The organism is Nonomuraea sp. JJY05, from assembly GCF_043496855.1.
In the GTDB taxonomy this organism is placed as follows: Bacteria; Actinomycetota; Actinomycetes; order Streptosporangiales; family Streptosporangiaceae; genus Nonomuraea.
In genome coordinates this window covers 1-14,280 of sequence record NZ_JBIEIS010000026.1, presented here as the reverse complement: position 1 = coordinate 14,280, position 14,280 = coordinate 1, and the positions used below count along the sequence as shown (strand labels likewise).

Below are 14,280 nucleotides of genomic sequence, written 5' to 3'. Positions count from 1 at the left end.
TCAGTCGGCCGTCCAGATGCGGCCGCGCAGGTCCATGCCGCGGATGACCTGGACGCGGAAGGGGTCGAGACGCAGGACGTGCAGCTTGGGGTCGGCCGGTGAGCGCCAGAAGCCGCCCAGGTCGTACCCGGCGCCCCGGGGGCTGGTGGCGCGGTAGAGGTCCCACACGCGCCGCCGCACGTCCAGGTCGTCCACCCACCTCGCCACGGCGTCGACGGCGACCGAGTTGTTCCCGGGCTTCCAGTAGGAGAACGAGGTGTGCGGGTTGCCGGCCAGGTGAGCCGCCTTGACCGGAGTCCGGTAGGTGGCCAGCCAGCCCAGCGGCCGCCCGTCCACGTTCTCCCAGATGGGGATGAGCACCCGGGTGCGCGGGCGGTTGCGGGCGTCCACGGTGACCATGGTGGCGTACACGGTGGCGCCGACGATGGCGTTGAACTCGGCCTCGATCTCGCCGAAGGACGTCATCGGGCGGCTCCCTTCCGCAGGCCGACGGCGCTGACCGCGACGGCCAGGGCCGCGGCGGCGATCGGCACGGCGAGCGCGGTGCGGTAAGCGCCGAGCAGGTCCCCCGCGTCCGCCACGGCGACGATCACCGTGGTGCTGGCCGCCAGCCCGAGCGCCGCACCGAACTGGAAGGAGGTGTAGAGCAGCCCGCCGGCCAGGCCCTGCTCGCTCTCGTCCACGCCGTCCGTGGCGACGATGGTGAGCGGGCCGTACGCCAGGGCGAAGGCCACCCCCAGGAGGATCATGGTGGGGAACATCGCGAGGTAGACGGTGTCCGTGCCGATGGGCAGGAACAGCACGTACGAGAGCACGGCGAGCAGCAGCCCCGCCAGGATGACCCGTGCGTTGCCGAACCGGTTGACCAGCCGCGGGGTCAGGGTCGGGGCGAGGACGGCGTCCGCGCCGACCGCGAGCATGGCCAGGCTGGTCTGCAGCGAGGTCCAGCCGCGCACCTCCTGGAGATACAGGACCGCGATGAACTGGAAGCCGAAGAAGGCCCCGGAGAACAGCAGCCCCGCGAGGTTGGCGCGGACGAGCCGCGCGGAGCGCAGGATGCCCAGCCGCACCAGCGGCGCGGCGGAGCGGCGTTCGATCACGAGGAAGAGCGCGACCAGGGCCACCCCGGCGACGAGCGCGCCGGCGGTCCACCCGGCGTCCACGTGGGCGGCGCGCTCGACGCCGAGCACCAGCAGCATGATGGCGGCGGTGATGGTGACCGCGCCGGCGAGGTCCAGCCTGCGCTCCCGGGAACGTTCCATGGGACTGGCCGGGATCAGGGGCACCGCCAGGACCAGGATGATCAGGGCCAGCACGGCCGGCGCGAACAGCACCCAGCGCCAGTCCACGGCGGCGAGCAGGCCGCCGAGCACCAGGCCGAGCGAGAAGCCGCCGGCGGCGGTGCCGGAATACACCAGGAGCGCCTGGTTGCGCCGTGGCCCCTCCTCGAAGCTCGTGGTGATGATGGACAACCCGGCGGGGGTCATGACCGCGGCCGCGACGCCCGCCACGAAACGGGCGGCGATGAGCATCCAGCCCTCGCCGGCCAGCCCGCCCAGGGCGGAGACGACGAGGAAGACCGCCAGCCAGGCCAGGAACATCCGGCGGCGGCCGAACAGGTCGGCCGCCCGGCCGCCGACCAGCATGAACCCGCCGTAGCCCAGCACGTAGGCGCTGATCACCCACTGCAGCTCACCCGTGGACAGGCCGAGATCGGCCCGGATGGCGGGCAGGGCCACGTTGAGCATCGCGACGTTGATCCCCTCGAGGAAGATCGCACCGCACAGGACGAACAGCATCCCCCAGGCCTTGGGGGTCATGCGCAACGACGACCGTGAAGAAGAGTGCGTGGTTGTGGACACAGGACCGACTCCTATGGTTCTTTTTCGTAACAAAGGAATCTTGCGTGACCATGGGGAAGCAATGGAAGACGGCACTTCAAAGGCACTCGGTTACTGCACGGGAACCGAGGACGACCAGGTCGTCCAGTGGGACACCCGCGCCGACTGCGACGTGCGGAAGATCCTCGACCGCGTCGCCGACAAATGGTCGCTGCTGGTCATCGCCCTGCTCGACCGCCGTACGATGCGCTTCTCGGAGCTGCGCCGCGCCATCGACGGCGTCAGCCAGCGCATGCTCACCGTGACGCTGCGCCAGCTGGAGCGCGACGGGCTCGTGACCCGCACCGTCTATCCGGTGGTGCCGCCACGGGTGGAGTACGAGCTGACCGCGCTCGGCTTCTCGCTGCACGAGGTGATCAAGTCGCTGGTCGTCTGGACCGAGGAGCACCAGCGGGAGATATCCGACGCCCGCACCGCGTACGACGGGAGGACGGCCGAGGAGGAACTGCTCCAGGCCCCCATGGCGCGCTGATCCTGCGCGGATCTACGCCTCGGGGCCGAAGACCCCGGGCCAGGGGGCCGGTTTGACGTTCTTCATCGTGAAGCGCGAGGTGATGTTCCTGATCCGCGGGATGGTCATGACGTGGGTGCTGAGGAAGGTCTCGTAGGCGGCCAGGTCGGCGACGGCCACGCGGACGAAGTAGTCGGGGCTGCCGAACAGCCGCCGCAGCTCGATGACCTCCGCGGCCCGCGCCAGGGTCTGCTCGAAGCGTTCGACGGTCTCCGCGTCCTGGGCGTTGGCCTGGTGGGCGTGGCCGTCGGCGCGGCGCTGCCCGCGCCGATCAAGGGCCTGGAGTTCGCCCTGTGCGCCCTGTCACCGTGCTCACCCTGGACGCGTTCCGCTCCCGGCGGGAGATCCCCTCGGTGCTGCTGGCGGGGGCGAGCGTGGCGGTCGCCCTCGCGCGCGCCCCTGACCCCCCGGTAGGTCCAGGGCAGCGGCAGCCGGGGCAGCCCGAGGCCCCGCGAGGAGTCGCCTCGCGGGGCGGCGGATGCCGGTGCGGCGGCGGACCTCCTACTCGTCGTCGTCATCCGGAGGGACCGGGGCGGGCGGGATCGCGGCCAGGGCCGGCGCCACCGTGACGGCGCCGGCCGTAGCGGTCGATGGGGCGGAGAGCGAGAGCGGACCGATGAGCGCGGCCGCCACCAGGGTGGCGGCGACGAGCAGGCGTTCGAGCATCAGAGATCACTCCGTGAGGTGATGAGCACCCAGCTGATGCGGGCTGACGGAGCGTCGACATGGGCTCCCGGGAAGCGCCAGTACGGCGCATGAAGCACTTCTCACGCTAGCGGGCGCGGCCCGCGGCGTCTCCCGGCAGGAGGCAAAGCCTTCCCCAGGCCCGAGCCCGGCCGGTTCGGGGGTGCCGCCCGGCTTCCCCCTTCCCCGGCCTCCCGGTGGGGTGCTCAGGGCTTCTCCTCGAGGAACCGTACGAGGTCCTTGCGCTCGTTCTTGCCGTTGAGGGTGAGAGGGAAGAAGGGCAGGACGCGGCAGATCGCGGGCACCTTCGCCGGCTCCAGGCGCTGCGCGAGCTCGCGCAGGACCACATGGGGAGCGAGGTCGCCCTCGACGATGATCGCGAGATCGTGCCGCTCGCCAGGAGGCACCACCGCGGCGGCCCGGACGCCCGGGATGTCCATCGCGGCGGCCTCGATCTCGATGGTGCTCATCCGGGTGCCCTTGCGCTTGAACATGTCGTCGCGCCGGCCCTCGAAGTAGAGGTAGCCGTCCTCGTCGAGGAAGCCGTAGTCGCCGGTGTGCAGGCGGGTCTCGCCGGTGGCCGCGTCGCGGCGGTAGACGCGGGCGGTCAGTTCGGGGGCGCGCCAGTATCCTGCCATCACGTTGGGCCCGGCCACCACGATCTCGCCGGTCTCACCGGCGGGCAGCGGCGAGCCGTCGTCGCCGAGGATCAGCACGCGGGTGCCCGGCAGGGGGCGACCGACCGAGTCGGGGCGTTCCCGCTCCAGCTCCGGCTCCATGATGGTGACCCGTTTGCACTCGGTGACCCCGTACATCCGCACCACCCGGGCGCCCGGGAAGCACTCGCGCAGGCCCTCGATGGTCGAGGCCGGCAGCGCGGCGCCGGTGCTGGTGAACATCCGCACGGTGGGCACGGAGCCGGGGGCGCGCCTGCCCAGGGTCGTGAGCATGGCGCCCAGCGAGGGCACGATCGGCACGACGGTCGCGCCGCACTCCTGCAGCTGCCCCAGCAGCGCCAGGTCGGAGCCTTCACCTGCCAGCACCAGCTCCGCGTGGCCGAGGGCGGCCAGGAAGATCTGGTAGAGCCCGTAGTCGAAGGACATCGGCGACCGGCAGAAGACGACGTCCCCGGGACGGTAGCCGAGCACGGCGTTGATGGCCGACGCCGCGAACGTCACCTGCGCGTGCGGGCCCACCACCGCCTTGGGGGCCGCCGTGCTGCCCGAGGTGTACATCAGGACCGCGACGTCCTCCGGCCGGACCTCGGCCGGCCCGCCCGGGACGGGGCGTCCGGCGAACGCCTCCACCTCCTTCCAGAGCTCGTCGATCCCGTGGACGGGCACCTCGGCGGTCTCACGCAGTGCCTCACCGGCTCCGATGACCAGCTTGGGCTCGGAGTCCTCCATGACGGACCTCAGGTGGTACGCCTTCATCCCGGGGTTCAGGGGCACGAAGACGATCCCGTGCCGCGATGCGCCGTAGAGGATGGGGACGATCTCGCGCAGGTTGGGCAGCTGCACGATGATCCGGTCGCCGGGTTCGACGCCGGTGGCCGCCAGCCACGCGGCGAAAGCTCGGCTGAGCTCGGCGACCCGCCGGTAGCTCCAGCCGCCGCGGGCGTCGCGCACCGCGATCCCGTCCGGATTCATGGCGGCCGCCTCGTCCAGCAACTCGTGAATGAGCCGCGGCCGCGGAGAATGCGCTGTGGAATTCAACCCGTTCAATATGTGCCTCCCGCCTCGAGCCGGGGAAAGGAATTTCTCCGGCAGCCGGGACGCATGCGCGTGCCACCGGAAGCCGGCCAGGCCGATTCCGAAGCTACGCTCGGGCCCCGGCGAGCTGACCCCCTATACCCCCCCTATCTAGGGGTCCCCGTGCCGCGTAGGCCCCCGGATCCGGCGGGCCCCACCGGCTCTTCCGACCGCCACCGGGGCGGCGGGCCCCGGCCCGGCGAGCCCCGTAGGGGTGCCGCCAACTCACGCCATAGATGATCTTGGAATTCTGTGCAATGTTCACAACCTCGGGGGCGGGAGGACTGGTTCACCTGCGGCGGTTTCCGGAGATTCCAGATGCGACAACGTCGCAAGAGGAGCGGTCTCGGTGGATTACCGCCGGCCTATTTGGTACGTTCCAGCAAACAGCCGCCCGAAAAGAGACGGGCTTCATCGCCCCAGTTGAGCACCCTTGCGGCGGAGAATCACCGGGCCCACGGTTTACGGCTATTGGCATTCCGGACTACAGTGATCCACGCCTGTCCGGAGCCGCCCCGTCAAGGCGGCCTTTCCTTGACTCGGACCAGCGCATAACATTACCGTGACGGTTTGGCGCCCGTTTGCGATTTGGTCAGGGTGCAAGGTCTGCCGGACGGTGTGTTTTCGCAGCACACCGGCGACGCAAGCCGCTGATACGCATGATGGAGACGTGGCCGCACATGTTACAGGAATTCACGGGCGCAGGCGAGGGCGCGAAAGGCGCTGCCGTACTCAATCTTTATCGGATTGTCAGTGAAATCGCGGTGAACCACGGGAAACCCGTCCCCGCGCCGCCGGGTCTGCTTTCCCTGCCGGGCGGCCGCGCCGCCGGAGGGCCGTCCGCCGTCCGGTCGTAGCGTTGCCGCGGGTCATCGACTTCGAAGGGGGCAGGGAATCCTTTCCGTTCTCACCCATGGCGACCGCCCTCCGGTGGACGCCTCCCAGCTACCGGACCACCGCCCCGGCTCGGCCGCCGGCGGTGGTGGCCGTGTCGTGCGCGCCCACCGCTTCCCGGGAGCGGCGGGCCGCACCTCGGACGATGCCCGCCGCGGCGGGGCTCCGGCCGTACCGCACGGCTCTTGCGAGGACCTGCGGTCGTGGCCCGGCAGACCGCCGTCACCCGCTGCCGCGCCGAAGCCCGGCCGCCGCGCCGCCGCCAAGCGGCCGGCGACGCCTTCACCGCCCGCGGGCGAGAGGGGCCGGGCCGCTGCCACGCCACGCCGAAAACCTCGGCTCGAACGTGACGAAGCCGGCAATCCGAAGACCCCTGGACTGCTCCCGGTCCGCTTGCTGATTGAGCTTCCTCTACAACCAAACAGGTGAAGGAGAGTCGATGCAGTTCGCCGAACGCGAATCAGAAATCACCCTCCTCAATACCATGCTCGCGGAGAGTGAGCATGGCTGGGGAAGAATTGCGATGATAACCGGCCCTCCAGGGTTCGACAAGAGCCGGGTGCTGCACGCGTTCGCCGACTCGGCGGTGCGGTCGGGCGCCACTCATCTGAGCGCCATCTGCCTACGGAACGAGCAGAACATCTCACTCGGCGTCATCCACCAGGTTTCGCAGAGCCTCAGTGCCGCGCTGGGCGAGATGCCTCCCGCATTGAAGCTGCTGCAGGAAGCCGTATTCAACGCGGGACCGCGCGGGATCCGGCCGGAAGACCTCAATTGGATCGGCGTCACGCACGGTCTGTGGGAGATCATCACCAATCACGCGCGGCACGGTGCGGTATTGATAACGATCGAGGACGTGCAATACGCGGATTCGGTTTCGCTGGATATTCTCCTGCATTTCATAAATCGGCTTCATGCCGCGAACGTCTTCATGGTTTTCACGGTGAACGAAGGACCGGACGGGGTGCCGCTCAGGATTCAGAGCGACCTCATGCACCATCCGCAGTGCCGCCGCATCAAAGTGGCGCCGTACTCGCCGGGCACCGTTTCCCGGATCGCTCAGCTCCGCCTCGGGACCCAGCCCGACGACCCGCTGGCGGAGGCGATCCATCAGATCAGCGGCGGAAACGCCCTCCTTGTGCGCTCGCTGATCGAGGACCGGCACAACGCGGGCGACGACCAGGCCGGCCTGGTGGTCGACGACGGCTTCTCCGGATCCGTCCGTACGCTGCTGAACCGCATCGGCAGCACACCCCTACGGGTCCTGCGCGCCGCCGCCGTGCTGGACGCGTCGGCCTCTCCCCCGCTGCTGGCCGAGATGCTGCACATCAAGCAGCCGGCCGTGGTCCGCACCCTGGAATGGCTGGCGGAGATCGGCCTGCTGGGCATGGACGGCTTCCGCCACCCCGCCGCCAGGGAGGCCGTCCTCGACTCCATGGAGCCGGACCTCCTCAAGGAGCTCTACGCACGCGCCGCCCAGTTGCTGCACGCGACCGGCGTCCAGCCCACCGTGATCGCCGACCACCTCGTCGCCGCCAGCACGAAGCACGAGCCCTGGGCCCTGGACGTCCTGCGGGAGGCCGCCGACCAGGCGCTGGCCACCGACGAGTACGAACTCGCCGTGCGGTATCTCCGGTACGCGGCGGACCTGTGCTCCGGGGCCGACGAACGCGTCCAGGTCACCCTGGCGCTGGCCAAGGCCACCTGGCGGATCAACCCCTCCACCGCCACCATGTACCTCCCCATGCTCGTGCAGGCCGCGCGGGACGGCGGGCTGCCCGCCAAGGACGTGCACTGGCTGCTCACGTGCATGCTCTGGCACGGCCAGTACGACGAGGCCGAGGAGCTGTTCGCGCTGCTGGAGCAGGCGGAGCAGGGCGAGGGCCAGGAGGCGGAGGGAGCCCACGCGTGGCGCCTCGCGGCCGACCACTGGCTGGCCGGCACGCACCCCCCGGTCCTGCACCGGTTGCGGGGAACGCACAAACCGTCCCCCTTACGCGAGGGCAGCGAACGGCATCCGGCCCATTCGTACGCGCGGACGATCTCCGCACTCGCCGCCAACCTGCGCGACGGCGAGACCGAGGCGGCCCTGAGGACGGCGGAGAAGGTCCTGCACTCCGTCCAGCTCGAAGGCTGCAACATCGAGCTGGTCGAGGCGGCCCTGTTCTGCTTCGTCTATTCGGACCGCACCCAGGAGGCGGCCGCCCTCGCCGAGAACCTGTACGCGGTGGCGGAGCGGCGCTCCTCACCCACGTGGCTCAGCGTGCTCGCCGCCTTCCGCGCGCACATCGCCGAGCACAAGGGAGAGATGCTGGAGGCCGTCGAGTGGGGAGAGCTCTCCCTGCGCATCCTGCCTCCCAGGAGCCTGGGCGTGCTCGCGGCGCTGCCGCTGGCCAGCCTCATCGAGGCGCACACCGAGATGGGCGAGTATCAGAAGGCCGAGCAGTACCTCCGCCATCCCCTGCCTGAAACCGTTTACCAGACCCGCTACGGGCTGCACTACCTCTTCGCGCGGGGCCACTACAGAACGTCGGTCGGCCAGGCGCACGCGGGCCTCAGCGACTTCCTGAAGTGCGGCACGCTGATGCGCTCCTGGGAGGTCGACACGCCGCTGCTCGTCCCGTGGCGGCTCGGGGCGGCCGGGGTCTCGGTCGTGCTGAAGAACAACGCCCGCGCCCGCAAGTTCCTTGAGCTGCACCACGCCACGCCGCACGGCCACAGCCCCCGGATCCGGGGGTTCGCGCTGATGGTGCTGGCCTCCGCCGAGGAGGTCGGACGCAGGCCGCCACTGCTGCGCAAGGCCGTCGACATGCTCCAGGATTCCGGCCACAAGATGGAGCTGGCGCACGCGCTGGCACGCCTCAGCCACTCCCTGGCCGCCCTGGGCGAGACGGACAAGGCCCGGCTCATCGGCCAGCAGGCCGACCGGGTCGGCCAGCGCTGCCACGCCGAGCCCCTGCGCAGGTCGGTGGCGAACGCCTTCGACAGCGAATTCGGCGTGATGACCGCCGGGAACGATCAGAACGCCCTGAGCCCCGCCGAATATCGGGTCGCCTCGATGGCGGCGCTCGGCTACACGAACCGGGAGATCGCGACGAGAGCTCATATCACCATCAGCACGGTGGAGCAGCACCTCACCCGCATATATCGAAAGCTCGGCGTGAACGGCCGGAATGACCTTCCGCGGCTGTTCTCGTCGAAAGAGCTCGGCTCGTCGAACGGAAATGTGCTGGTCGCGGAGAATTCCCGGCACCTTCCCGGCTCGGCGTCCGTGCCCGGGTGACGGCCTTATGAGTCATGCGGGATCCGCCGCTCGGGCACGTCCCGTTTGCGGACCACCACGATGGCCCAGCCGACCTCCCCCCGGTCGACAGCGGCCTGCACTTCTTCGCACGACGAGGAGAAGGCGAGCATTTTGTCCCGGGCCTCGGCGTCGGCCAGTTGTCCGGCCCGCGCCCGGGCCGCCTCCGCGTTCCCCTCGAACGTCTGCCTGAGGAAGCCGGTCACATTGACCACCGAACTGATTTCGAAGCCGGCCTCCTCCAACGCGGAGTGGTATTCGAGAAGCGTGTAACCGTCGTTCCACCCGAACTTGTCGTAGACCTCGGTCCGGGTGCGCTCGCTTATCCTCGTCTGCGGCCGGTAGAAATCACTGAACGCGAAGATTCCGCCGCTGCGCAGCACGCGGCGGATCTCCGCATAACTGCGCGGCAGGTCCGGCGCCTTGTGCAGCGCGCCGTGGCTGACGACGTGGGTGAAAGTGCCGGGCTCGTAGGGAAGTCGCAGCACCGACGCCCGCCGGAAGCCGACGTCCAACCGCTGCCGCTGGTTGGTGCACAGATCCTGGGCGAACCTGACGTACTCCTCGCTCTCGAAGATCCCCTCACCTCGGCAGCCGAACCACTGGGCCAGGTAGACCAGCAGGCATTCGCAGTCGTCGCCCACCTCCAGCACCGTGCTCGCTCCGTCGATCCCCGCCTCGGCGGCGAGAAATGCGGCGGTCTGCTCCACGGTCGTCCGATAGTCGTCCCGGCCATTCTCCCGGAAGTCTTCGGCTGGATAGTCGGCTGCACGTACCGCGCCATAGCCCTTGAAATTCAAAAAGGTATGACTGCTCTGGTCGTACATGTCTCCGACTTCCCTCCGACAATAAGGGTGGCCCGCGGCCGTGGCACCGCACCGGTGCCCGCCGACGCGAACGCACCGAGGATCAATCGCGTTCGTCTCGCGAAGACTCTTGTCTATACCTCGAAGAGTGCCCGGATTCTCTCATGTACTCAATGGTGCTATCCCCCCTTTTCCGGTTCGGCCTTCCGTACCCCGGATGCTCATGAAGGATTTTGCGCCTCACGCAGCTTGATGAACGCGAGAATCCCCATTACTAGCATGATGAACGCGCCGGCGAAAGCGGCGATCTGCATTCCGTCTACATAGGCGTCACGGGCCACGGAGGCCAGCGCCGTGCCCACCGCCTGAGGGAGCTCGCCGGCGACCGACAGCGCGCCGCCGAGGGTCTCGTGCGCCACCGCGGCGTCCTCGGGCGGGACGCCGGCCGGCAGCTGCGCCGCGAGGGCACTGCGATAGACGGCCACCCCGATGCTGCCGAGGATGGCCGCTCCGAGCGCCTGCCCGAACTCGGTGGAGGACTCGAACAGCCCCGAGGCGGAGCCCGCCTTCTCGGGCGGCGCCGTGGCGACCACCATGGTCGAGGCCAGCGCCTGCACCGATCCGATGCCCCAGCCCAGCAGGAACAGCCCGCTGAACAGCAGTGGCAGGTTGACGTCCGTGCTCAGCTGGGAGATCAGCAGGAAGCCGATCGACCCGAAGACCATGCCGGAGCCCATGATCGTACCGGGCCGGAACCACCGGGTGAGCGCCGCTCCGAGCACCGAGCCGGCCGCCGAGCTGACGGCCGTCGGCACGGTCATCAGGCCGGCCACGATCGGCCGCATCCCGAGCACCGACATCAGGTATTGCGTGATGAAATAGAACGTCCCGACGAGGGCGAACACCGCGAGGGTGGCGGTGATCAGGGACACGGTGAACGTGTGCCGGCGGAAGAGCGCCAGGTCCAGCATGGGGTCGGGCAGCTTCCGCTGCCTCTGCAGGAACAGGGTCAGGAACGCCAGCCCGATCACGGCGCTGATCCACATCGTCAGGGAGAAGTTCTGCTCGGCGACCATCTTCACCGCGTAGACGATCGGCAGGGCGGCGAGCAGGACGAGGACCGCGCTGAGGATGTCGAACTTCCCCGGATTGGGGTCACGGTATTCCGGCAGGAGCGGGCCGAGCGCCAGTAACAAGATCATGATCGGCACGCTGATCAGGAAGACCGCTCCCCACCAGAAGCTCTCCAGCAGCCACCCGCCGACGATCGGCCCGGCCACGCTGCCGAGAGTGAAGATCGCCGCCCAGATGGCGATGGCCATGTGGAGCTGGCGGCCGTCGGTGAACATCACCCGGATGAGGGCCAGGGTCGGCGGCATCAGCGTCGCCGCCGCGGCCCCCTGCAGGCCACGCGCCACAATGAGCAGCTCGGCGCTGGGCGCGTACGCCGCGATGGCCGACGTGATGCCGAACACCACCGCGCCCACCAGGAGCAGCCGCCGCCGGCCGATCCGGTCACCCAGGTTGCCCATCGGAATGAGAAGCCCGGCCAGCAGGAAGGCATAGATGTCCACGATCCACAGCTGCTGCGTGCCGCTCGGTTCCAGCTCGGCGGTCAGTGACGGGAGCGCGAAGAACAGCACCGTCACCGTGATGGAGATGAGCAGTACAGGCAGCATGAGGATCGCCAGGCCGGTCCACTCCTTCCACCCCGCTTTGGCGCCGCTTTCGGCGATATCCATTCACACCCCTCTCATACTGTGTACGTAACATTTACAGTACACCATATGTCAGCTTGCCGGAGGGCCTCGTCAAGCAAATATTGACTCCTTGTGCAGGTTGGCGCTGCACGTCATAGCTGCTCACGGATATCTCCTGACTGACGCCTCTGCTTGAAAAATATTTTCGTCACAGCCGCCCTCCTTTCTTTTCGTCACACAGAGCACGTGATATAATTTCATCACAATGGAAGATCGTGATGAAATCAGGCGGCCATGCTGACGTGTGTGCAGTGCGGGAAAGAGCTCACGGCGCCTCCCCGCGGGCGCAAGCCCCGTTACTGCTCGCGCTCGTGCCAGGCTCGCGCCTACCGGGCCCGCCTCGACGCGCGTACCGGCCAGGGAGCCTTGCGGGAGAAGAAGAAGGAGGAGCAGCCTTCGCCTCCCCGTCCGGCACGGCCCGCCACCAGCGGGCGTGTCGATTCTCAGCGGACCGACGCCGGTCTCTCCCGGGAGCGGATCGTGTGGACCGCCATCCGGATCGCCAATGCCGAGGGCCTGGAGAGCATGTCCATGCGGCACGTCGCGAACGTGCTCGGCGTCAAGGTGATGTCGCTGTACAACTACATCGACGGGAAGGACGCGCTGATCGACCTCATGGTCGAGGCCGTGTTCAGCGAGGGCGGGGACACCGGACCCCACACCCCCCGAGGCTGGCGGGCCGAGCTGGAGGCCGCGGCCCGGTGGGAGTGGGCGCTGTACTCGACGTATCCGTGGGTCCTGGAGGTCATCGCGACGGTCAAGCCGCCGCTCGTCCCCAGCCTCCTGGCCCGCTTCGAGCGCGGCCTGGGCGCGTTCGACGGCCTCGGCCTGGACCCCGTCATGACCCATCGGATCTATCTGGGCGTCAGCGGCATCGCGCAGGGGCTCGCCCTGCTGCGGGTGAGCGAGATCGCATCCGAACGGCGCGGCGGCGGGATCTCGCTCAGCCAGTGGCGATCCGTGAAGGTGCCCGCGATCCTCGAGGAACTGGGCGCCGACCGCTATCCGCGGCAGGCCGCGCTGCGGAACCGCCCGGAGGTCCTCACGGACCTGGAGGAGATCTTCGAGTTCAGCCTCCAGCGCCTGCTGGACGGCATCGCCCGGTTCCTGGAGGGGGAGTCGCCCGCTCCCCCTCCACAGTGGCCCCGCTCTGGTCAGCCCTCGGCCGAGGATCATTGACGGCGCCCCCCGCGCCCCGGTCGGGCTGGTCCTCGGCATCTGCGTCGTTCGCCGCTCACGCGCCGTTCGAACCGGACGGCTTGAGCCATTCCTCGACGGCCTGCGCGATGGACCCCGCCTCGCCCTCCAGCATCGTGAGGTGGTCGCCGCGGACCTCGCACAGGTCGTGCTTCAGATGCCAGGACGCCCGCCAGTTGCCTTCCCTGGACCGTTCGCCGTCGGGGCCGGAGGGCAGGGGGGTGTCCGGTCTGAGGAAGAGAACGGGGGTTTCGATGTCCTCCACCACCGTCTGCCTGAAGAGCCGGTAGTAGCGCCCCATGGCCGTCATCCTGGTGTCGCTGAAGGGCCCGTACACCTCCGCCCGGTCGAACATCCCCTCCAGCATCTGACCGCCGAGGTCATCGATGACGTCGCTGTCCGGCAGGAACGTGTCCAGCAGGATGAGGCCGTCCGGGCGCACCCCGTTCCGCTCCAGATAGGAGACGGCCGCGTGCGCGAAGTTACCGCCGCCGCAGTAGCCCATCACCACGAACGGGTCGTCGCCGGCCGCCTCGCGGATGGATTCCGCCCACATGCGCACCACGACGTCCACGTTGTCGGGAAGGCTGTCGTCCGGGGCGTATCCGGGCACCTGCAGCGCGTACAGGTCGCGTACTCCCTGGAAGTGCACGGCCAGCCGGGCGAACTGGGCCGCGCCGCCCAGCGCCATCGGCGTGCTGAAGCAGAACAGCTTCGGCCGCCCTGGCCCCGAGGCCAGGGCCAGCGGCGGGTAGGCGCGGTCCAGCTCGTCCAGCGTCCGGAACATCGGCCGGAGCCGCGCCGCGGCCTCCAGCATGTCCAGCCCCTCCTGCAGCTTCCCGGCGGGGGCCGCGGCGCGCACCAGCGAGCTGAGCGATCCGCCCCCGTCCGGCTCCGCCGCTCCGGAGTCCCAGCCGGCGCCGTTGTCGATCGCGATCTCCTCCGCGAGGTGCCGGGCCAGCGCCGCGGCGGTGCCGTAGTCGAAGACCGCCGTCGCCGGCATCCGCACGCCGGTCGCCTTGTTCAGTACGTTGCGCAGCTCCATCGCGGTCAGCGAGTCGAAGCCCGCTTCGAGGAAGTTCTGCTCCGCCCGGATCGCCTCCGGCTCGCTGTACCCGATCACCTTCGCCGCGCACTCGCGCACCATCAGGGTCAGCTCCTCGACCTGCTCGGCCGGCGACAGCCCGGCCAGCCGCCGCTGCACCGCCGACCCGTCGGCCGCGGCCTGCCCGGCGTGGGCGGTGCGGCGGGCGGGAGCACGGACGAGCCCGCGCAGGATCGCCGGGACGCCGTCGTGGCGGTTGCCGAGGATGTGGGTGTTGATGGGGATCGGGAGCAGGTGGGGTCGGGGTGTGGTGAGGGCGGTGTCGAGGAGTTGGTTGCCTTGGGTGGTGGTGATGCGGTGGTAGCCGGCTTGTTCGATGCGGGTGATGTCGGTGGTGGTGAGGTGGGCGCTCATGCCGCTGGGTTGGTGC

General features: G+C 69.3%; 10 protein-coding genes and 2 pseudogenes. 4 read left to right on the top strand and 8 right to left on the bottom strand.

What is annotated here, in order from left to right; genetic code table 11:
- Together ACFKCF_RS35135 and ACFKCF_RS35130 are read right to left on the bottom strand one after the other, a co-directional pair.
- On the bottom strand, positions 1 to 465 hold the full coding sequence (locus ACFKCF_RS35135; protein ID WP_394499590.1) for a pyridoxamine 5'-phosphate oxidase family protein: 465 nt from the start codon (positions 463 to 465) through the stop codon (positions 1 to 3).
- Positions 462 to 1,820, bottom strand: a complete 1,359-nt coding sequence (locus ACFKCF_RS35130) for an MFS transporter (RefSeq protein WP_394499589.1) — start codon at positions 1,818 to 1,820, stop codon at positions 462 to 464. The genes ACFKCF_RS35135 and ACFKCF_RS35130 overlap by 4 nt, the downstream gene beginning before the upstream one ends.
- Positions 1,821 to 1,923: 103 nt before the next feature.
- Here ACFKCF_RS35130 and ACFKCF_RS35125 point away from each other — a divergent pair, with 103 nt between their 5' ends.
- Positions 1,924 to 2,373, top strand: a complete 450-nt coding sequence (locus ACFKCF_RS35125; RefSeq protein WP_394499588.1) for a winged helix-turn-helix transcriptional regulator — start codon at positions 1,924 to 1,926, stop codon at positions 2,371 to 2,373.
- Between the two features lie 12 nt (positions 2,374 to 2,385).
- Here ACFKCF_RS35125 and ACFKCF_RS35120 read toward each other — a convergent pair.
- The 3 genes and pseudogenes from ACFKCF_RS35120 to ACFKCF_RS35110 all read right to left on the bottom strand — a co-directional run.
- A pseudogene (locus ACFKCF_RS35120) lies at positions 2,386 to 2,610 on the bottom strand (Lrp/AsnC ligand binding domain-containing protein); the annotation flags it as partial.
- Positions 2,611 to 2,913: 303 nt separating this feature from the next.
- Entirely contained in the window at positions 2,914 to 3,078 is a 165-nt protein-coding gene (locus tag ACFKCF_RS35115) for a hypothetical protein (RefSeq protein ID WP_394499587.1), read from the bottom strand.
- 224 nt (positions 3,079 to 3,302) lie between these two features.
- Positions 3,303 to 4,811 (bottom strand): AMP-binding protein, encoded by a 1,509-nt coding sequence (locus tag ACFKCF_RS35110; RefSeq protein ID WP_394499586.1) that lies wholly within the window; start codon positions 4,809 to 4,811, stop codon positions 3,303 to 3,305.
- A 1,369-nt stretch (positions 4,812 to 6,180) separates the two neighbouring features.
- Between ACFKCF_RS35110 and ACFKCF_RS35105 the strand changes: the two are divergent.
- Together ACFKCF_RS35105 and ACFKCF_RS35100 are read left to right on the top strand one after the other, a co-directional pair.
- Positions 6,181 to 6,618 (top strand): annotated as a pseudogene (locus ACFKCF_RS35105) (AAA family ATPase); the annotation flags it as partial.
- A 66-nt stretch (positions 6,619 to 6,684) separates the two neighbouring features.
- Positions 6,685 to 9,024, top strand: a complete 2,340-nt coding sequence (locus ACFKCF_RS35100) for a LuxR C-terminal-related transcriptional regulator (protein ID WP_394499716.1) — start codon at positions 6,685 to 6,687, stop codon at positions 9,022 to 9,024.
- A gap of 5 nt (positions 9,025 to 9,029) precedes the next feature.
- On the opposite strand, the gene ACFKCF_RS35095 is transcribed toward ACFKCF_RS35100, so the two are convergent.
- A complete protein-coding gene (locus ACFKCF_RS35095) occupies positions 9,030 to 9,869 on the bottom strand; it encodes a class I SAM-dependent methyltransferase (RefSeq protein WP_394499585.1) in 840 nt (279 codons plus the stop codon).
- Between the two features lie 200 nt (positions 9,870 to 10,069).
- Positions 10,070 to 11,590, bottom strand: a complete 1,521-nt coding sequence (locus ACFKCF_RS35090) for an MFS transporter (protein WP_394499584.1) — start codon at positions 11,588 to 11,590, stop codon at positions 10,070 to 10,072.
- Positions 11,591 to 11,854: 264 nt separating this feature from the next.
- On the opposite strand from ACFKCF_RS35090, the gene ACFKCF_RS35085 reads away from it, so the two are divergent.
- On the top strand, positions 11,855 to 12,787 hold the full coding sequence (locus ACFKCF_RS35085) for a TetR/AcrR family transcriptional regulator (RefSeq protein ID WP_394499583.1): 933 nt from the start codon (positions 11,855 to 11,857) through the stop codon (positions 12,785 to 12,787).
- A 55-nt stretch (positions 12,788 to 12,842) separates the two neighbouring features.
- Here ACFKCF_RS35085 and ACFKCF_RS35080 read toward each other — a convergent pair.
- Positions 12,843 to 14,280: thioesterase domain-containing protein (locus tag ACFKCF_RS35080; protein ID WP_394499582.1), on the bottom strand; the 1,438-nt coding region annotated here is incomplete at its 5' end.